The organism is Mycetocola sp. Y171 (assembly GCF_056713165.1).
In genome coordinates this window covers 557,970-575,566 of sequence record NZ_JBWYGX010000002.1, presented here as the reverse complement: position 1 = coordinate 575,566, position 17,597 = coordinate 557,970, and the positions used below count along the sequence as shown (strand labels likewise).

The window sequence follows — 17,597 nt, the reverse complement described above, 5'->3', positions numbered from 1 at the left end:
CTCAGCCTCCAATGGCGCTCATCGTGCGTTCCGGCTGCACGAAACCGGGGGTGTTGACCTCGTGCCCTGCCGCCTTTCGCCACATCTCACCCTGCCAGAGCCGAGCGAGCGTGTCATCGTCTGCTCCGCTTCGCAGCGGGCCGAGCAGGTCGGTCTCATCGTTCGCGAACAGGCAGTTGCGGACTCCGCCTTCAGCTGTCAGCCGGGTCCGCCTGCAATCGCCGCAGAACGGTTCGGTCACCGATGCGATGATGCCGACGCGACCGAGAAGCCTGTCGGTCCCCGGCCTGCGGACCTGCCAGAGCTCCGCCGGCGCACCGTCCCTCGGGACGACATCCGGTGTGAGCGCGAATTCGGAGGACAGCATCCGCCGGATCTCCGCTGCCGTCACCATTCCCTCGCGGGTCCAGCTGTGGTCAGCGTCGAGGGGCATCTGCTCGATGAACCTGAGCTGGTGGCCGTGGCGCAGCGACCAGTCCAGGAGTTCGACGGCCTGGTCGTCGTTCACCCCGCGCACAAGGACGGTGTTGATCTTGATCGAGCCGAACCCGGCCGTCCCTGCTGCGGCGATTCCGTCGAGAACCCTCTGGAGGAACGGACGCCGGGTGATGAGGGCGAAGACGTCAGGGTGCAGGGAGTCGAGTGAGATGTTCAACCGGTCCAGGCCTGCGGCGTGGAGTTTCTCCGCCCGGGAGGCCAGGCCGATCGCATTCGTGGTGAGGGAAATCTCCGGCCGGTCTGGCAGGCCAGCACAGGCCGCGACGATGTCGACCAGGTCGGCGCGCAACAACGGCTCCCCGCCGGTGAACCGCACCTGGCGCACTCCGAGAGTGCCGACGGCTATGCCGACGAGCCGCCTGATCTCGTCAGCGGTCATCAGCGCGTCGACCGGCTGGCTGGGGAGCCCCTCAGCCGGCATGCAGTAGGTGCAGCGCAGATTGCACTTGTCGGTGAGGGAGATCCTGAGGTCGGTGGCTGTGCGTCCGAAGGTGTCGATGAGGGCGTCCGATCGCGGCCGTTCGACCGGCAACCGGAACGATTCCGGCTCGATGGCGCTGGGGCGATGGCGCGGGATGCCCAGGGCAACACTCATGCGGTAACCCTACGAAATTCTTCGCCGAGCCGCATTGCGGGCATGTTTCGTGAGCGTAAATTCGGCTCAAAACCGCGGTTTTCGGGCTGCTATGAGGGTTATCGTTGCCTAGCACCGACGAAACGGAACACGCGAATGCCCCCCTGCCTTGCCTCCTGCAGTCCCCGGTTCTCAGGCGGTGGCGACCATGTCTCCGACGAGTGACGGCGGCGTTCAGGACGAGCGCTCCGACGCGGTGAAGGTCGCGATCGTGACCGCGGACCCGATCGATCTCGACGGGCTTCGTGCCGCAGTGACGGACGCCACGATGGGCGCTGTCGTCACGTTCGAGGGCGTCGTGCGCAACCATGACGACGATCGGGGCGTCACCTGGCTGAGCTACTCGGGGCATCCGCTCGCCGGGGACGCGCTGCGCGCCGCGGCGGAGTCGGTCTGCCGTGATTTCCCCGACGTCGTCGTCGCGGTCGCCCACCGGGTCGGCCGACTCGACATCGGCGGGCTGGCCCTCGGCTGCGCTGTGGCGAGCGCCCACAGGGCCGAGGCGTTCCTGGCATGCGCTGCCCTCGTCGACCGGGTGAAGGAGTCCGTTCCGATCTGGAAGGAGCAGGCGTTCGACGACGGGGGCACCGAATGGGTGCAGGCGATCGGTTGATGCTGGCCCCTGCTCCGACGGGCCGTCGCGCCTCATGTAACGAACATGTGACGCGTGCCCCACGGAGTACCCGCACCGGTGTGAGCGGCAGGGAATGCAGCGTTAACGCCCCACTCGAAGAACGGAAACACGGACTCTCTAGCGTCGGAACCAGACATACTCCGCACCGCCTTTGCTCCCCCGACGTTCTTGGAGTCCTCATGACCGCACCGCTCACCGCCCCGCCCGCCACCGCAGCGCCGTCCACGGTCGAACTGGTCCACCGGCCAGGCCGCTGGATCGACAACTGGGACCCGGAAGACACCGGATTCTGGGACCGGCAGGGCCGCTCGATCGCCCGCCGCAACCTCAGCTGGTCGATCTTCGCCGAGTTCCTCGGCTTCGTCATCTGGCAGCTCTGGAGCATCGTCGTCGTCATGCTCCCCGCCGCCGGGTTCACCTTCACGACGACCGAGACGTTCTGGCTCATCTCCATGCCGAGCCTTGTCGGGGCGACGCTGAGGTTCCCCTACTCGTTCATGGTGCCGAAGGTGGGCGGCCGCAACTGGACGATCATCTCGGCCGGGCTGCTCCTCATCCCCTCCATCGCCCTCGCGTTCGCCGTGCAGAACCCGGAGATCCCGTTCCCGGTCATGCTCGGCATCGCAGCCCTCGCCGGCCTCGGCGGCGGCAACTTCGCCAGCTCCATGTCGAACATCACCTTCTTCTACCCGCAGAGGGAGAAGGGCTGGGCACTCGGCCTCAACGCCGCAGGAGGCAACCTCGGTGCATCCGTCGCGCAGTTCGTCGTGCCGATCGCCGTCACCATCGGAGCGGGAGCCAGCCTCAACCTCTCCCTCGCCGGCTGGATCTGGGTGCCGTTCATCCTCCTCGCCATGTTCGGCGCATACCGCTACATGGACAACCTGTCGAGCGCCAAGGCCGACTTCGCCGGCTCAGCGGCGGCTCTCCGCGAGCCGCACCTGTGGATCCTCGCGGTCCTCTACATCGGCACCTTCGGTTCGTTCATCGGTTTCGCCTCGGTCTTCCCGAAGCTCATCGCCGACCAGTTCCCCGAGTTCTCCACCTTCGCCGTCGGGGCAGCATCGATCTCCCTGGCGTTCCTCGGTGCGCTGACCGGTTCGCTCGCCCGACCGTACGGCGGCAAGCTCGCCGACCGCTTCGGCGGTGCCGTAATTACGATGGTCGCTTTCAGCGTCATGGCCGTCGGCGCTCTCGCCGTGCTGTGGACCCTTCCGCTGGGCAACTTCTGGCTGTTCCTCGGTTGCTTCCTCGTGCTGTTCATGGCGTCAGGTGTCGGGAACGGTTCCACCTACCGGATGATCCCGAGCGTCTTCGCCGCACGGGCAGGTTCGACCAACGCCCACTCGGCCGGGTCGGATGTCACGACTCAGCGCAAGGCTGCGGCCGCACTCGGCCTCATCTCGGCGATCGGCGCATACGGCGGGTTCGCGATCCCGCAGATCCTCAACCTGTCGCAGTCCACGACGGGAGGTTATGAAGCCGCGTTCTTCGGATTCGTCGCCGCATACGCCGTGCTCGTCGCCGTCACCTACCTCGTGTACTACCGCAAGAACGCCTCCCTGGCCGGCCAGCGACTCTGAACCGCCCACGAACGAAAGCACCACACATGAGCACCATCGGAACATCAGCTGGGACAGCAACCCACTGCCCGTACTGCGCACTGCAGTGCGCCATGGCGCTCACCCCGCAAGACGCGACACCGGAAGGCGGCCCCGCCCGCCTTCCGGTTGTCGTGTCCGGTCGCGACTTCCCCACCAACCGTGGCGGGCTGTGCAAGAAGGGCTGGACGTCAGCCGAGCTGCTCGCGTCCGGCGGGCGCCTCACGTCTCCGCTCCTGAAGGATGCGACCGGTGATTTCCGCGAGGCCGGCTGGGAGGAGGCACTCGACCTCATAGCCACGCGGCTGATCGGCATCCGTGAGGCTCACGGGGCGGATGCCATCGGCGTCTTCGGCGGTGGCGGGCTCACGAACGAGAAGGCATACCAACTCGGTAAGTTCGCGCGGATCGCCCTCGGCACGAGCCGGATCGACTACAACGGCCGTTTCTGCATGTCCTCCGCCGCTGCGGCGGGGAACAGGGCCTTCGGCCTCGACCGCGGGCTCCCGTTCCCTCTCGAGGACCTCGATGGGGCATCCACGATCCTCATGCTCGGTTCGAACGTCGGCGAGACGATGCCCCCGTTCATCGGCCACCTCACAGGAGCTCAGGCGGCCGGAGGACTCATCGTCGTCGATCCGCGGCGCTCATCCACAGCGAAGCTCACCGACGACGGCAAGGGCATCCATCTCCAGCCCGCGCCGGCAACCGACCTCATCCTGCTGCTCGGCCTCATCCACATCGTGATCGCCGAGAAGCTCGTCGACGAGGCGTACGTGGCTGGGCGCACGACCGGGTTCGCCGAACTCCGCCGCAGCGTGAGCGCCTGGTGGCCCGAGCGGGTCCAGGCATCCACAGGAATTCCCGTCGCACAGTTGCGTGAGGTCGCGCGCCGCCTCGCATCCGGCGGCGGCAGCTACATTCTCACCGGTCGCGGCATCGAACAGCACGTCGACGGAACAGACACCACGACAGCCGCCATCAACCTCAGTCTCATCCTCGGCCTTCCCGGGCGACCGGGATCCGGCTACGGCACGCTGACCGGGCAGGGTAACGGCCAGGGGGGCCGGGAGCACGGCCAGAAATGCGACCAGCTCCCCGGCTACCGCAAGATCACCGATCCGGCCGGCCGGCGCCACGTCGCCGCCGTCTGGGGCGTCGACGAATCCCTGATCCCCGGCCCCGGGCTCCCCGCCGTCGAACTCCTCAAAACGCTCGGCCGCCCCGACGGTATCCGTGCGCTCCTCGTCCACGGGTCGAACGTCGTCGTCTCAGCGCCCAACGTCAGTTCGGTGCGCGACGGTCTCGCCCGGCTCGACCTCCTCATCGTCTGCGACTTCTTCCTCTCCGAGACCGCCGCTCTCGCCGACGTCGTCCTCCCCGTCACCCAGTGGGCGGAGGAAGAAGGAACCATGACCTCCCTCGAAGGCCGCGTCATCCGCCGCAGGAAGGCGCTGGACGCACCGGCAGGAGCACGAACGGAACTGTGGATCATGCACGAACTCGCTCGCCGCCTGGACTCCCCGTCGACCTTCAGCACTGACCCGCGTGAGGTCTTCGACGAGCTCGCCCGCGCGTCCGCAGGCGGCATCGCCGACTACTCCGGCCTCAGCTACGAACTCCTCGACACCGAGGCCCCTGCGTTCTGGCCCTACCCCGTCGGATCGACAGGAACCCCCCGCCTGTTCGCCGAGTCGTTCGCGCACCCCGACGGCCTGGCCCGCATCGTCGCCGTCGCTCCGCACGCGAAAGCCGAACGGCTCTACACCGACGGGCAACTCACCCTCATCACCGGCCGCCTGCTCGAGCATTACCAGTCTGGCGCCCAGACCCGCCGCGTCGATGAACTGAACGACGCCCAACCCGAGGTGTTCGTCCAGATCCACCCGGCAACGGCCGCACGGCTGGGCATCGTCGACGGAGGGATGGTCGACGTGGCCAACGATCGTGGGCAGCTCCGCTGCCGGGCGAGGCTGAGCACAGACATCCGTCACGACACGGTGTTCGTCCCCTTCCACTACGCGGGAGCGGATTCGGCGAACCTGTTGACGCAGGATGCCACCGATCCGGTGTCCGGGATGCCCGATTTCAAGACGGCGGCCGTCACGGTGAGTGCCGTTGCAGGGGCGGTCGTCTGATGCGAGCCGCTGAGCGGGTCGTCCTCGTCGGGTTCGGGTCCGTCGGCGCCCGGTTCGCCGAGGAACTCCTCCCCTCCGTGAGCGACGGTCGGATCGCGTTGACGGTGATCGGCCGCGAGGACTCCGAGCCGTACAACCGCGTACTCGTCGCCGAATACGCGGTCGGCCACGCCGAACTCGACGCAATGATCCTGCCGGGCACTGCGGAGCTCAGCGCCGCAGGCGCCACCGTGCACACGGGCGTCACGGTGCTGTCGGTCGACCGGGAGCTGCGTCTGGTCGGGCTGAGTTCGGGCGATCAGGTCCCGTATGACCGTCTCGTCCTTGCCACGGGCGCCCGCGCCAACGTCCCGACGCTCGAGGGTGTCGACAAACACCGCCGGGACCGGATGTCCCTCGAGAAGTACACGGATACCCTTGTCGGCGCCGACGACGAGCTGCCGGACGGCATCACAGTGCTCCGCGACCTCGCCGACGCCGACAGGGTCAGGAATGCGGTCGACGGCAGGAAGCGGATCATCGTGCTCGGCGCAGGCGTGCTGGGCCTCGAGGTCGCCCTCGCCGCTGCGAAGGAGGGCGCAGAGGTGTGCGTTGTGCACCACGGCGGGTTCCCGATGCCGCGCAACCTCGACCGTGGAGCCGGCAGCGTGCTCACCGCTGCCCTCCGACGGCTGGGCGTGAGCGTCGTCGCCCACAGCAGGGCCGAGGCCGTGAGCTTCCACACCGACGACAGCGCAGGCACGCACACCTTCGACGCCCTCATCACCGCAGACGGCAAGAAGATTCCCGGCGATCTGCTGATCCTCTCCTGCGGAGTGAGCGCCCGCACCGACCTCGCCGTGCTTGCCGGCCTGCGGGTCGCCGCCGGCATCCTCGTCGGCGAGAACCTCCGGTCCTGGTCGGACGACCGCGTCTACGCCATCGGCGACTGCGCCCAGATCACCGAGCCGACAGACGAACTCCGGGTGCAGCGGGACGTACCCGGCGCCCCCTCTGGCCTGATCGGCCCCGGCTGGCGGCAGGCTGAATGGCTCGCCGGCCACCTCGCCGCAGAGGCCGCAGGCGATCGCGCTCCGACTGAACCGCCCGTCGAACGACCGGCCCTCGTGATGCTGAAGGCCGACGGCGTCGACGTCGTCGCTGTCGGCGATGTGTCGGTCGAGCCGTGGGACGACGACCATGACCCCGCCAGCGGCCCTGTGCACCCCGTCGCTCCGCGGCGGGTGGCGCAGTGGGCCGACCCGGAGCATGGCCGCTACCTCAAGATGGTGACCCGCGACGGCATCCTCACCGGATTCGTCAGTGTGGGTATGCCGAGGACGGCCGCGGAACTGACGATGCTGTTCGAACGCGGAAGCGAACTGCCCGCTGACCGCTCCGTGCTGATGCGCTTCGATGGCCCCGACTACTCCGCAGAATCGACCGCTGACGCGTTCGCACCGACCGCGACGGTCTGCTGGTGCAACGGCGTCACCGTCGAGAAGATCGAGGAGTCGGCACACCAGGGCAACACGACAGTGGCGTGCATCGGGAAATCCACCCGTGCTGGAACCGGCTGCGGCGGGTGCAAGGGCCGCATCGGTGAGCTGCTCACGCGTTTCGCCGAGTCGGAGGGGAAGCAGGAGCTGGCAGTCTGACCGGCTGCCCTCACCAGGGCAGGTCGAGCAGCCTTACGCTGAAGCCGGGTGACGCGTCTGACGGTTCGACGACGAGCAACCCGTCCGCGTCTGCCAGTCCCCTCAGCATTGCTGGGCCTCGCCATCGGCTCACGACGGGGATGCCGCGTTCCCGGCTGAACGGGACGAGAACGGTGAGTCCGCGGCCGACGGCGGTCGTCACGTCATGGGGCAGAGTCGGCGTGTCGATCTCGGGGATGGTCTCGTCGTCCATCCCGAGCATCCCCCGGATCAGCGGGATGCCGAAGCTGACGAAGCAGACGAGTGCAGCGAGCGGGTTCCCCGGCAACGCGAGCACCGGGGTGCCTGCGCTCGTTCGCCCCAGGAGCACAGGATGACCGGGGCGTACGTCCACACCGTCGAACACGATCGCCCCTGAGCTAAGGAGCACGGGCCGCACCCGGTCGGTGTCACCACGTGAACTCCCCCCAGTGGTCACGACGAGGTCGCCCTCCGCCCTCTCGATGGCGGCCTCGGTGCCGACGGCGGTGTCACTGACCGCCTGGACATCGACGATGGTCGCGCCCGCCCCGCGCACGAGACCGGGGAGCACAGGGCCGAGCGCATCCCGCACCGAACCGGGCGACGGGATTCCCGACGTCAGGAGTTCGTCTCCGGTGATCAGGATGGTGACCCGAGGGCGTTCCGTCACCAGGACAGAATCGTGCCCGCAGGCCGCGGCCAGGGCGATGCGGGCGGGCGTGAACACCGCACCGGCACGGACAAGGGTCGTGCCAGCGTCGAGTTCCTCCCCACGCAGCCGGACATGCGCGTCCGCGGTCGGGTGGTCGGGACCGATTCGCGTGCTGCGCTCCAACCACAGGGTGCCGTCCGTGTCGGGCTCGACCCGGCCGTGTTCGCTCCGCAGCACGCCGAACGTTCCTGCGGGAATCGGTGCGCCTGTGGTGATCGGACGCGCCGAGGACGACGCGAGCGGGATGTCGTCGGGAACGCTGCCCATTCCGACCCGTTCGCCCACGCGCCAGGGAGGGTCGCCGGCGACGGCCCATCCGTCCATGGCGCTGACGGATGCCGTCGGCAGCCCGACGAGCGCGATGAGCGGCGCGGCGGCGATCCGGCCGAGGGCCTCGTCCAGCGGGACACGCGACCGTTCCAGAGGTGTGTCGCGCCCCGTCTGCCACGCCAGATCCCGCGCCGTCGCCCAGGACGTACCGCTCACGGCGTCTGGTCGCCTGCGGCCAGGGCGCTCGCTGTCCGGCTGAGTGCTTCGATGTCGCGTGCCGACCCTCCGGTCTTCCCTGCCGCATAGCCGACCAGGAACGTGGTCAGCGGGGCAGCGGGGCGCGCGACACCGTGCGCGGCGTCGCGTGCGAGGTCGAGGATGAGCGCGATGTCGGGGTCGAAGTCGGGGATCCCGAGTGCTTCGGTCAGCCGGCGCGCCCACCCTTCCAGGTCTGATGGATCGGTCATGAGATGTCGCTTCCAGTGAGGACGGGAACGCGGATGCCGTGACGGGCGGCATCCTCTGCGGTGTCGATGTCGGCGCAGAGCCCGCCGTCGATCTGCACGTCGGTGAGTTCGATGGCGTCGATCAGCCGACGCAGCGGAAGTCCGTCGAGACCACCGGCGTACCTGGCCACCTCCCGGCGCAGTGCTCCGCTGGGGTACACACCGAGCAGGAACTGGCGACGCCCGGTGTCGTCGACCGCGAGGACGCCTCCCCCTGTGCGGAGAAAGCCCCGCAGGAGCTCGGGGACCGCGTCTGTGGCGCGTGGAAGGTCTGCCGCGAGGACGAGCGTGAAGGGGGCTGCGTCCGGCCCGAGCGCGGCCAGTCCGGCGGCGAGGGCGGCGGAGGGACCCGCGAATGCGGGCTGTTCCCTCGTCACCACGAGCTCCGGCCAGGCGTCGACGGCGAGGGCAGAGGTCGACTCCCCCACCCAGACCACGCGGCGGGCAGCCCGCACGGCGGTCAGGACGTGTCGTCGGAGGGGTGCGCCCCTGAAGACGAGAGAGGACTTGTCCGTCCCTCCGAGACGGGAACCTCGGCCTCCGGCGAGGATGACGACGTCGAGGTCGGCGAGCAGGGTGGGTGCCACGTCTGCGTGTTCCGACATGTCGTGCCTCGATCCGGCGCCGTCAGATGTCCAGGCGCTGTACCCAGCCTAGATCGGGCGTGTTTCCGACGTGTGACGGCGCCGGAGGAGAGTCGTCAGCGCGACGAGTCGTCCTCGGTCGTCGATGCGTCGTCGGTTTCGAGGACGCCCGGTGCGTCGGTGGTGTCGCCGTCGGCCGCGGTTTCCCCGGCGGCGGGCTCGTCGTCGTCTGCGTCGTCCTCGGGGAGCTCTTCGAAGAGCCCGGCGGGAGGAGTGACGGTGACGATGCCGGTCTCGATGTCGACGGCGGGCACGAGTGCCTTGACGAACGGCACCATGACGTCACCGGTCGCCGTGGTGACGATGAGGAGGTCCTGGGCCGGGAAGTGGTCGACGCGGGCGACGGTGCCGACCTTCTGGCCGTCACGGTGAACGGCGAGGCCGACGAGCTGGTGGTCGTACCAGGCGTCCTCTTCAGGGGATGCCTCGGCCGAGTCCTGCTCGATCCAGAGGATCGCCTTCACGAGCGTCTCAGCCTCTGAGCGGTCGGTGACACCCTCGAAGAATCCGACCGGGTGGCCGTTGTACCAGCGCAGCTCGGTCAGAGTGAGCGATTTGCCGTGCCAGGCGGACCCGGTGGGAACCTGGAGGGTGAAGACGGCCCCGGGGACGAACCGGCGTCCGGGGTCATCGGTGAAGAGTTCGAGCTTGATGGCTCCCTTGAGCCCGTGGGCCTTCGTGAGCCGTCCGACCCTGAGCTGGGTCTTCGGCGTCTGGGCAGCGCTCACGTCAGGAATCGGTGTCGACGACGTCGACGCGAACGCGGCGACCATCGGCGAGAGCGGAAACGAGTGTGCGAAGCGCCTTGGCCGTCCGGCCTGAGCGGCCGATCACACGGCCGAGGTCCTCGGGGTTCACGCGAACCTCGAGGACCTCACCGCGTGGTGAGCTCTGCGCTACGACGGTCACGTCGTCCGGATTGTCAACAATCCCCTTGACGAGGTGTTCGAGAGCAGGTGCGAGCAATTGTTACGCCTTGTCTTCTTCAACGGCCGGAGCGGCCTCAGTCTCGGCGGGAGCTTCTTCCTTGACCGCAGGCTTTTCGGCCTTCGGCTTGAGAACGGGCTTCTTCTTCTCGTCGGCGACGAACGGAACCTTGGGCTCCTTCACCTTGACGGTCGAGACGGCATCCTTGTCACCCTTGAACTTGCCCCAGTCGCCCGTGAGCTTGAGGATGGCTTCGACCTGAGGGGTCGGCTGGGCGCCGACGGACAGCCAGTACTGTGCACGCTCGGACTTGACCTCGATGAACGAGGGCTCCTCGGTGGGGTGGTACTGGCCGATTTCCTCGATGACGCGGCCGTCACGCTTGGTGCGTGAGTCGGCGACGACGATGCGGTAGTACGGTGCGCGGATCTTGCCCAGGCGCTTCAAACGAATCTTGACAGACACAATTCTCCTGAAAGTTATTTGTTGTGTGATTGTGCTCGTCACCGGCTGCGTGGGGGCACACTCGGTCCGAAAGCTCTTATTGCTGCAGCGCCTGATTAGAGGGTCGGGCGAGTGCAGACTCGACTAACCATTCTGTCAGATATTCGGCGACTGTGTTACCAGCGCGCGTGGGAGGTTCAGGATGTGACGCTGTCACGCCAGGCGAGCCAGCGCTTGACGTTGGCGATGTCGTGGTGAGGGCCGGTGATCCCCAGGGTGAACATCGTCGTGCCGAGGGCATGCAGCTCGTCTGCCGTGGCCTCGTCCCTGCCCCTCAACTCGGTGGAGATCTCGATGGAGGTCGTGTCGCGGCCGACGGCGTCACCGTGCCCGCGGAGGATCTCCAGTTTCTCGGTCAGGACCTCCGGCGTGCTGAAGCTGTGCCAGATGTCGGCGTGCTCGGCGACGATGCGCAGGGTCTTCTTCACACCGCCTCCGCCGATCATGATCGGGATCTGACGCGTGGGCGGCGGGTTGAGCTTCGACCAGCGGTCGGTGATGACCGGGAGCGCCTCGCCGAGTGCGGCGATCCGGCTGCCGGGCGTGCCGAACTCGTAGCCGTACTCGTCGTAGTCGCGTTCGAACCAGCCGGCACCTGTGCCGAAGATGAAGCGGCCACCGGAGATGTGGTCGAGCGTGCGGGCCATGTCTGCCTGGAGGTTGGCGTTGCGGTAGCTGTTGCAGTTCACCAGGGTGCCGAACTCGACCCTGCTGGTCTGCTCAGCCCATGCTCCGAGCATGGTCCAGGCCTCGAAGTGCAGCCCGTCCGGTTCGCCGCTCAGCGGGAAGAAGTGATCCCAGTTGAAGATGATGTCGACGCCCAGGTCTTCGAGCTCGGTCACCGTGTCGCGGATCGCGGCATAGGGGGCGTGCTGAGGAGCGATCTGGACACCGATGCGGACGGGGCGGTTCTGCGCTGAGGACATTGCTCAAGCCTAGGCCCGGCATGGAAGGATGAAGCGTGCCGGACGACCACCCGGCAGAATCGGACGGGTGAACATGGGAATCGACTTCGCCAGGTCGGAACGATCGACGGTGGGCATCGAGTGGGAGCTCGCCCTCGTGGATCGTGACAGCGGCGAACTCGTGTCGGCAGCGGACGAGGTACTCCTCGCCCTGCACCAGCCGGACGGCTCCCCGCACCCGTACATCACCGGTGAACTGCTGCTCAACACCGTTGAACTGGTCAGCGCGGTGCACACGACCGTCGGCGCCGCGGTCGCCGACCTCGACGGACAGCTGCAGGAACTGCGGCAGGTCACCCTCGGCCGCGGGATCGACATCATCGGGAGCGGCTCGCACCCGTTCGGACAGTGGTACGACCAGCCCGTCGCCAACAAGGAGCGCTACCACAAGCTCATCGAGCGCACGAAGTGGTGGGGCAGGAACATGATGATCTGGGGCGTGCACGTGCACGTCGGCATCGAGGATCGCGACAAGGTGATGCCGATCCTCAACGCCATGCTCAGCTACATCCCCCACCTGCAGGCGATCTCGGCGTCCAGTCCGTACTGGAGCGGGATCGACACCGGCTACGCCTCGAACCGTGCCCTGATGTTCCAGCAGCTCCCCACCGCCGGGCTCCCCTACCAGCTCGCCGACTGGGCCGCATTCGAGAACTACGTGGCCGACATGACCACCCCGGGGATCATCGACGACTACACCGAGGTGCGCTGGGACATCCGTCCGTCACCGCACTGGGGCACCCTCGAGGTGCGGTTCTGCGACGGCGCGTCGACGCACCGCGAACTCGCCGCTGTCGCCGCCCTGATCCACTCCCTCGTCGAGCACCTGTCCACGCGACTCGACCGTGGCGAGACCCTGTCGGTGCTCCAGCCCTGGTATGTGCGAGAGAACAAGTGGCGGGCCGCACGCTACGGCCTCGACGCGGAGATCATTCTCGACAACGAGGGCAACGAACGCCCCGTCACCGACGACATCCGTGACCTCATCGGGACGCTCGCGCCGGTCGCCGACCGGCTGGGCTGCGGCGCGGAACTCGCGTCGATCGAGAGGATCCTCGACGACGGCGCAAGCTACGCGAGGCAGCTGCGGGTCGCCCAGGCGAACGACGGCGACCTCACGAGCGTCGTGAAGGCGCTTGCCCAGGAGTTGCGCGAGGGTTCGGTGCCGCGACCGGATCTCTAGCGGCCGAGGAACTTCTGCAGGCTGGCGAGCTCTTCTTCGCTCGGCCCTGCGGCGCCCGCTGCACCGCCGGCACCGCCGAGACCGAACCCGGTCCCGCCCGTCGGAGCAGCCGCAGGCTTCACGCCTGAGGCCAGTGCCGCGTTCTCAGAAGCGCGCTTGGCCGGGTTGCCCGACTTCGAGCCCTTCTTCTTCGGCTGCTGCTTGCGGGAACCGCCGCCGCCGCCGCCGGGGATCGGGCCCATGCCCGGGATCTGGGGCACGCCGCCCTTGGCGACGGTCTTCATCATCTTCGCGGCCTGCTCGAACCGGTTCACAAGCGCGTTGACCTCGGTCACGGTCGAACCGGAACCCCGGGCGATCCGCAGGCGACGGGACCCGTTGAGAAGCTTCGAGTTGCGGCGCTCAGCGAGGGTCATCGACTGGATGATTGCTTCGGTCCGCACGATCTCCCGCTCGTCGAAGGCGTCGAGCTGCTGCTTCATCTGGCCCATGCCGGGGAGCATGCCCATCATCTTCTTGATCGACCCCATGTTGCGCAGCTGCTGCATCTGCTTGAGGAAGTCTTCGAGGGTGAAAGTGTCGGTCGAGAACTTCTCGGCCATGGCGCGGGCTTCGTCCTCGTCGAACGCTTCCTGCGCCTGCTCGATCAGGGTGAGGATGTCACCGAGGTCGAGGATGCGGCTGGCCATCCTGTCGGGGTGGAACGGCTCGAAATCGTCGAGACCCTCACCGGTGGAGGCGAAGATGATCGGGCGGCCGGTGACGGATGCCACGGACAGCGCGGCACCGCCCTTGGCGTCGCCGTCGAGCTTCGAGAGGACGACACCGGTGAAGTCGACACCGTCCTGGAACGCCTTGGCCGTTGCGACGGCATCCTGTCCGATCATCGCGTCGATGACGAACAGCACCTCATCGGGGCTGATGGCGTTACGGATGTTCGATGCCTGCTTCATCAGCTCGGCATCGACACCGAGACGGCCGGCCGTGTCGACGATGACCGTGTCGTACTGCTTCGTGCGCGCGTAGGCGATGGAGTCCCGCGCGACCCTGACCGGGTCACCGACACCGTTGCCCGGCTCGGGTGCGTAGACCGCGACCCCGGCCTGCTCCGCCACGACGCTCAGCTGGGTGACGGCGTTCGGGCGCTGGAGGTCGGCGGCGACGAGGAGCGGCGTGTGACCGTCCTTCGCAAGCCACTTGGCCAGCTTTCCGGCGAGGGTCGTCTTACCTGCACCCTGAAGGCCGGCGAGCATGATGACCGTCGGCGGGTTCTTCGCGAACTCCAGCCGGCGCTGCTGACCGCCGAGGATGGCGACGAGTTCGTCGTTGACGATCTGCACAACCTGCTGGGCGGGGTTGAGAGCCTTGTTGACCTCGTCGCCGAGGGCGCGCTCGCGCACCTTGCCGGTGAAGTCCTTGACGACGTCGAGCGAGACGTCGGCCTCGAGGAGGGCGCGCCGGATCTCGCGCACGGTGCCGTCGACGTCTGACGCCGAGAGCGAGCCCTTCTTACGGAGGTTCTTGAAGGTCTCGGAGAGCCGGTCTGAGAGGTTTCCAAAAGTAGCCATTTGACATCCAGTTTACCGAGCCCGACGACTCTGTCGCGCCGCAACGGGCCGACACCGTCGAAGGCATTATTGGACTGCGTCCATTTACTACTAGGCTGACCGCATGACCGACGTTCTCGTCGCCGGAATGGCGCCCTCGTATCTGAAGTACATCGACGGGTGGGAGATGCAGCGTCGCATCCACCGGGAGGTCGTCGACGGTTCGTCCCCCGACACGCTGATCCTGTGCGAACACGCCGGCGTGTACACGGCAGGAAAACGCACGTCGGCAACCGAACGCCCCACAGACGGCACCCCCGTCGTGGATGTCGACAGGGGTGGCAAGATCACCTGGCACGGTCCAGGACAGCTGACGGGGTATCCGATCGTGCGGCTGCAGGAGCCGGTCGACGTGATCGAGCACGTCCGCCGCCTCGAGCAGCTGATGATCGACGTGATCGCCGGCGTCGGTGTGCGTGGTGAGCGGGTCGAGGGGCGCTCTGGCGTCTGGGTCGATGGCGTGAACGGGTACAACAAGATCGGTGCTGTGGGTGTCCGTGTCGCTGACGGCGTCACGATGCACGGCTTCGCCCTCAACTGCAGCAACTCGCTCGAACCGTTCAGCCACATCGTGCCGTGCGGCATCACGGACGCCGGGGTCACCACGCTCAGCGTCGAGTCCGGGCAGACGATCACCCCGTCGGAGATCCTGGACAGGCTCGTCTCGGTGTTCCTCGCGGATGCCGACGCCGCCGACGACGACGAAAGCGCTGCATGAGCGCGTGCGGCAGCCCGGCACAGGCCCCACAACTCCCCGGGAACGGGCGCAAGCTGCTTCGCCTCGAGGTGCGGAACGCGGCCACCCCGATCGAGAAGAAGCCGGACTGGATCAAGACGAAGGCGAGGATGGGCCCCGAATACCGACGACTGCAGGGTCTCGTCCGCGACGAAGGCCTGCACACCGTGTGCCAGGAAGCGGCGTGCCCCAACATCTACGAGTGCTGGGAAGACAGGGAGGCGACCTTCCTCATCGGCGGCTCGCAGTGCACCAGGCGGTGCGATTTCTGCCAGATCGACACCGGCAAACCTGCCGAGTACGACACAGACGAGCCGCGCCGGGTCGCCGAATCGGTGTCGGCGATGCAGCTGCGCTACGCCACTGTGACCGGTGTGGCGCGCGATGACCTGCCGGACGAGGGAGCCTGGCTGCACGCCGAGACCGTGCGCAGGATCCACACCGACAACCCGGGAACAGGCGTCGAGATCCTCGCCACCGACTTCTCCGGCAACCCGGACCTGCTCGGCGAGGTGTTCTCCTCCAGGCCGGAGGTGTTCGCCCACAACGTCGAGACGGTCCCGCGCATCTTCAAGCGGATCCGCCCCGCATTCCGCTACGACCGGTCGCTGGGTGTCCTGACCCAGGCCCGTGCCGCCGGGCTGATCACCAAGTCGAACCTCATCCTCGGCATGGGCGAGGAGGAGCACGAAGTCGCTGAGGCCTTGCGTGACCTCCACGATGCAGGCACAGACATCATCACGATCACCCAGTACCTGCGTCCGACTCCCAGGCACCTGCCCGTCGCCCGCTGGGTGCGACCGGAGGAGTTCCTGGCGTTCAAGCAGATGGCGGAGGAGATCGGATTCCTCGGGGTGCTCGCAGGCCCACTGGTGAGATCCTCCTACCGCGCTGGCCGCCTCTGGGCGCAGTCCATGCATCGCAAGGGCCTGCCGATCCCGGCCGGTCTCGAACACCTTGCGAACCCGGAACTGGGATTCGCGCAGGCGGTCGGGGAATTCAGCTGAGCAGTTCGATCCCGACGGATTCGCCGCGCGGCGAGAGGAAGACGATGAGTGCGAGATCCGAGTTGTCCGGGTCGAATGCGAACTCGAACGAGGCGAACGGCGCGCTCTCTCCGCCCTGGTGGGGCGAGACGGCCACGCGGATGAGCTGGAGCGACCGGATGATGTCGACGTCGTTGTCGCCTGAGTGGTCGACGAGCATCTCGACGAGGTCCTCTCCGACCTCCTCGACCGTCTGTTCGATGAACTGGGTCACGTCAGACGTACGGTCGTCGACGTCGGACAGCATGGCCTCACGCGCGCGAAGGTCGAGGCCCTCGAGCGAGCTGATGATGCCTGCGGCCGTGTCGAGTGCGTCTGCGGAGATCTTCTCGCCGGCGGGGGCGCTCAGAGACACATCGACGGCCTGGTCGCCGACTTCGACGGTCTCCGACCAGTAAAGGCCGCCGGAGGCATCCGTCTCGATCGCCCCGAAGAAGTCGTGCTCGATCATCAGCCCACCAGTTTCTGTGCGAAGACGTGCGGGGTGAAACCGGTGAGGTCGTTGATCCCCTCACCCTGGCCCACCAGTTTGATCGGGATGCCTGTGCGTTCCTGCACGGCGAGGACGAAGCCTCCGCGGGCTGAGCCGTCGAGTTTGGTGAGCACGAGCCCGGTGACCCCGGCGTGTTCGATGAACGCCTCAGCCTGAGCGAGCCCGTTCTGCCCCGTCGTGGCGTCGAGGACGAGGAGCACCTCTGAGATCGGCACCTGTTTCTCGACGACGCGACGGATCTTCGACAGCTCGTCCATCAGCCCGCTCTTCGTCTGCAGCCGGCCTGCCGTATCGATGAGGACGATCTCGATGCCGTTTCTCTTCGCGTAGTCGACGGTCTGGAAGGCGACGGATGCCGGATCCTGGCCCTGCTGCTGCGGGCGGATGATCTGCGCTCCCCCACGCTCGGCCCACGTCGCGAGCTGCTCGACGGCGGCGGCGCGGAACGTGTCTGCAGCTCCGACGACGACGCTGCGTCCGTAGGTGCCGAGGAATTTGGAGAACTTGCCGATGGTGGTGGTCTTGCCGACGCCGTTGACGCCGACGACGAGGACGACGGCGGGGCGCTCGGAGAGTTTCAGCGTCGTGTCGTATTTCGACAGCCGTTCCTCGATCGACTCGCGGAGCATCCGCTGGAGGTCCCTCGGGTCGGTCGTGCGGTAGCGGTCGACCTTCGCTCGGAGGTCGTCGATCGTCGATTCGGTGAGGTCAGGCCCGAAGTCCGCCGTCAGCAGCGCGTGTTCGAGGTCGTCCCAGGTGGTGTCGTCGATGGTCTGCTTCTGAAACATGCCCCTGAGGGCGCCGGAGAGTGACCAGGGCGTGCGTTCTGCCATATGCCCAG

18 protein-coding genes are annotated in these 17,597 nt (G+C 67.4%); 7 read left to right on the top strand and 11 right to left on the bottom strand.

The features are described from left to right. Position 1: 1 nt before the first annotated feature. Positions 2-1,093: a GTP 3',8-cyclase MoaA gene (gene moaA, locus AC1M2K_RS12480; RefSeq protein ID WP_480236813.1), complete on the bottom strand. Its 1,092-nt coding sequence runs from the start codon at positions 1,091-1,093 to the stop codon at positions 2-4. Positions 1,094-1,280: 187 nt separating this feature from the next. Here moaA and AC1M2K_RS12475 point away from each other — a divergent pair, with 187 nt between their 5' ends. From AC1M2K_RS12475 to AC1M2K_RS12460, 4 genes are all read left to right on the top strand, one after another. Continuing rightward, a complete protein-coding gene (locus tag AC1M2K_RS12475; RefSeq protein ID WP_480241238.1) occupies positions 1,281-1,745 on the top strand; it encodes a molybdenum cofactor biosynthesis protein MoaE in 465 nt (154 codons plus the stop codon). Positions 1,746-1,945: 200 nt separating this feature from the next. Further along, positions 1,946-3,349, top strand: coding sequence for an MFS transporter (locus AC1M2K_RS12470; RefSeq protein WP_480241237.1), 1,404 nt, complete (start codon positions 1,946-1,948; stop codon positions 3,347-3,349). A gap of 26 nt (positions 3,350-3,375) precedes the next feature. Further along, on the top strand, positions 3,376-5,505 hold the full coding sequence (locus AC1M2K_RS12465; protein ID WP_480241236.1) for a molybdopterin oxidoreductase family protein: 2,130 nt from the start codon (positions 3,376-3,378) through the stop codon (positions 5,503-5,505). Further along, complete coding sequence (locus tag AC1M2K_RS12460; RefSeq protein ID WP_480241235.1) at positions 5,505-7,142, top strand: FAD-dependent oxidoreductase; 1,638 nt, start codon at positions 5,505-5,507, stop codon at positions 7,140-7,142. Before AC1M2K_RS12465 ends, AC1M2K_RS12460 begins: the two co-directional genes overlap by 1 nt. 10 nt (positions 7,143-7,152) lie before the next feature. Here the strand turns inward: AC1M2K_RS12460 and AC1M2K_RS12455 are convergent, their stop codons facing one another. The 7 genes from AC1M2K_RS12455 to AC1M2K_RS12425 all read right to left on the bottom strand — a co-directional run bounded on the left by AC1M2K_RS12455 (position 7,153) and on the right by AC1M2K_RS12425 (position 11,652). Then, positions 7,153-8,361 (bottom strand): molybdopterin molybdotransferase MoeA, encoded by a 1,209-nt coding sequence (locus tag AC1M2K_RS12455; RefSeq protein WP_480241234.1) that lies wholly within the window; start codon positions 8,359-8,361, stop codon positions 7,153-7,155. After that, the gene (locus AC1M2K_RS12450) at positions 8,358-8,612 is read right to left on the bottom strand and encodes a DUF6457 domain-containing protein (protein ID WP_480241233.1); all 255 of its coding nucleotides are present in this window, start codon (positions 8,610-8,612) and stop codon (positions 8,358-8,360) included. Before AC1M2K_RS12450 ends, AC1M2K_RS12455 begins: the two co-directional genes overlap by 4 nt. Continuing rightward, the gene (gene mobA / locus AC1M2K_RS12445; RefSeq protein WP_480241232.1) at positions 8,609-9,256 is read right to left on the bottom strand and encodes a molybdenum cofactor guanylyltransferase; all 648 of its coding nucleotides are present in this window, start codon (positions 9,254-9,256) and stop codon (positions 8,609-8,611) included. The genes AC1M2K_RS12450 and mobA overlap by 4 nt, the downstream gene beginning before the upstream one ends. A 95-nt stretch (positions 9,257-9,351) precedes the next feature. Next, positions 9,352-10,068, bottom strand: coding sequence for a ribosome maturation factor RimM (gene rimM, locus AC1M2K_RS12440; protein WP_480241231.1), 717 nt, complete (start codon positions 10,066-10,068; stop codon positions 9,352-9,354). Then, complete coding sequence (locus tag AC1M2K_RS12435; protein ID WP_090709355.1) at positions 10,025-10,261, bottom strand: RNA-binding protein; 237 nt, start codon at positions 10,259-10,261, stop codon at positions 10,025-10,027. Before AC1M2K_RS12435 ends, rimM begins: the two co-directional genes overlap by 44 nt. 3 nt (positions 10,262-10,264) lie before the next feature. Continuing rightward, on the bottom strand, positions 10,265-10,687 hold the full coding sequence (gene rpsP / locus AC1M2K_RS12430; protein WP_480236822.1) for a 30S ribosomal protein S16: 423 nt from the start codon (positions 10,685-10,687) through the stop codon (positions 10,265-10,267). Between the two features lie 176 nt (positions 10,688-10,863). Then, complete coding sequence (locus AC1M2K_RS12425; protein WP_480241230.1) at positions 10,864-11,652, bottom strand: LLM class F420-dependent oxidoreductase; 789 nt, start codon at positions 11,650-11,652, stop codon at positions 10,864-10,866. A 73-nt stretch (positions 11,653-11,725) separates the two neighbouring features. Between AC1M2K_RS12425 and AC1M2K_RS12420 the strand changes: the two genes are divergently transcribed. Beyond that, the gene (locus tag AC1M2K_RS12420) at positions 11,726-12,874 is read left to right on the top strand and encodes a glutamate--cysteine ligase (RefSeq protein WP_480241737.1); all 1,149 of its coding nucleotides are present in this window, start codon (positions 11,726-11,728) and stop codon (positions 12,872-12,874) included. Here the strand turns inward: AC1M2K_RS12420 and ffh are convergent. Continuing rightward, entirely contained in the window at positions 12,871-14,442 is a 1,572-nt protein-coding gene (gene ffh, locus AC1M2K_RS12415) for a signal recognition particle protein (protein WP_480236824.1), read from the bottom strand. The two genes, AC1M2K_RS12420 and ffh, sit on opposite strands and share 4 nt — an antisense overlap. 103 nt (positions 14,443-14,545) lie before the next feature. On the opposite strand from ffh, the gene lipB reads away from it, so the two are divergent. Both lipB and lipA read left to right on the top strand, forming a co-directional pair. Further along, the gene (gene lipB, locus AC1M2K_RS12410; protein WP_480241229.1) at positions 14,546-15,199 is read left to right on the top strand and encodes a lipoyl(octanoyl) transferase LipB; all 654 of its coding nucleotides are present in this window, start codon (positions 14,546-14,548) and stop codon (positions 15,197-15,199) included. Then, positions 15,196-16,224, top strand: a complete 1,029-nt coding sequence (lipA, locus tag AC1M2K_RS12405; RefSeq protein WP_480241228.1) for a lipoyl synthase — start codon at positions 15,196-15,198, stop codon at positions 16,222-16,224. Before lipB ends, lipA begins: the two co-directional genes overlap by 4 nt. On the opposite strand, the gene AC1M2K_RS12400 is transcribed toward lipA, so the two are convergent. After that, positions 16,217-16,714, bottom strand: a complete 498-nt coding sequence (locus AC1M2K_RS12400; RefSeq protein ID WP_480236827.1) for a DUF2004 domain-containing protein — start codon at positions 16,712-16,714, stop codon at positions 16,217-16,219. The two genes, lipA and AC1M2K_RS12400, sit on opposite strands and share 8 nt — an antisense overlap. After that, positions 16,714-17,589, bottom strand: a complete 876-nt coding sequence (ftsY, locus tag AC1M2K_RS12395) for a signal recognition particle-docking protein FtsY (protein WP_480241227.1) — start codon at positions 17,587-17,589, stop codon at positions 16,714-16,716. The genes AC1M2K_RS12400 and ftsY overlap by 1 nt, the downstream gene beginning before the upstream one ends. Between the last annotated feature and the right edge of the window lie 8 nt (positions 17,590-17,597).

Bases quoted from the DNA above. Each gene is read 5' to 3' on its own strand.
- moaA (WP_480236813.1), bottom strand. From the start codon at position 1,093: ATGAGTGTTGCCCTGGGCATCCCGCGCCATCGCCCCAGCGCCATCGAG.
- AC1M2K_RS12475 (WP_480241238.1), top strand. From the start codon at position 1,281: ATGTCTCCGACGAGTGACGGCGGCGTTCAGGACGAGCGCTCCGACGCG.
- AC1M2K_RS12470 (WP_480241237.1), top strand. From the start codon at position 1,946: ATGACCGCACCGCTCACCGCCCCGCCCGCCACCGCAGCGCCGTCCACG.
- AC1M2K_RS12465 (WP_480241236.1), top strand. From the start codon at position 3,376: ATGAGCACCATCGGAACATCAGCTGGGACAGCAACCCACTGCCCGTAC.
- AC1M2K_RS12460 (WP_480241235.1), top strand. From the start codon at position 5,505: ATGCGAGCCGCTGAGCGGGTCGTCCTCGTCGGGTTCGGGTCCGTCGGC.
- AC1M2K_RS12450 (WP_480241233.1), bottom strand. From the start codon at position 8,612: ATGACCGATCCATCAGACCTGGAAGGGTGGGCGCGCCGGCTGACCGAA.
- mobA (WP_480241232.1), bottom strand. From the start codon at position 9,256: ATGTCGGAACACGCAGACGTGGCACCCACCCTGCTCGCCGACCTCGAC.
- rimM (WP_480241231.1), bottom strand. From the start codon at position 10,068: ATGGTCGCCGCGTTCGCGTCGACGTCGTCGACACCGATTCCTGACGTG.
- AC1M2K_RS12425 (WP_480241230.1), bottom strand. From the start codon at position 11,652: ATGTCCTCAGCGCAGAACCGCCCCGTCCGCATCGGTGTCCAGATCGCT.
- AC1M2K_RS12420 (WP_480241737.1), top strand. From the start codon at position 11,726: ATGGGAATCGACTTCGCCAGGTCGGAACGATCGACGGTGGGCATCGAG.
- ffh (WP_480236824.1), bottom strand. From the start codon at position 14,442: ATGGCTACTTTTGGAAACCTCTCAGACCGGCTCTCCGAGACCTTCAAG.
- lipB (WP_480241229.1), top strand. From the start codon at position 14,546: ATGACCGACGTTCTCGTCGCCGGAATGGCGCCCTCGTATCTGAAGTAC.
- lipA (WP_480241228.1), top strand. From the start codon at position 15,196: ATGAGCGCGTGCGGCAGCCCGGCACAGGCCCCACAACTCCCCGGGAAC.
- AC1M2K_RS12400 (WP_480236827.1), bottom strand. From the start codon at position 16,714: ATGATCGAGCACGACTTCTTCGGGGCGATCGAGACGGATGCCTCCGGC.
- ftsY (WP_480241227.1), bottom strand. From the start codon at position 17,589: ATGGCAGAACGCACGCCCTGGTCACTCTCCGGCGCCCTCAGGGGCATG.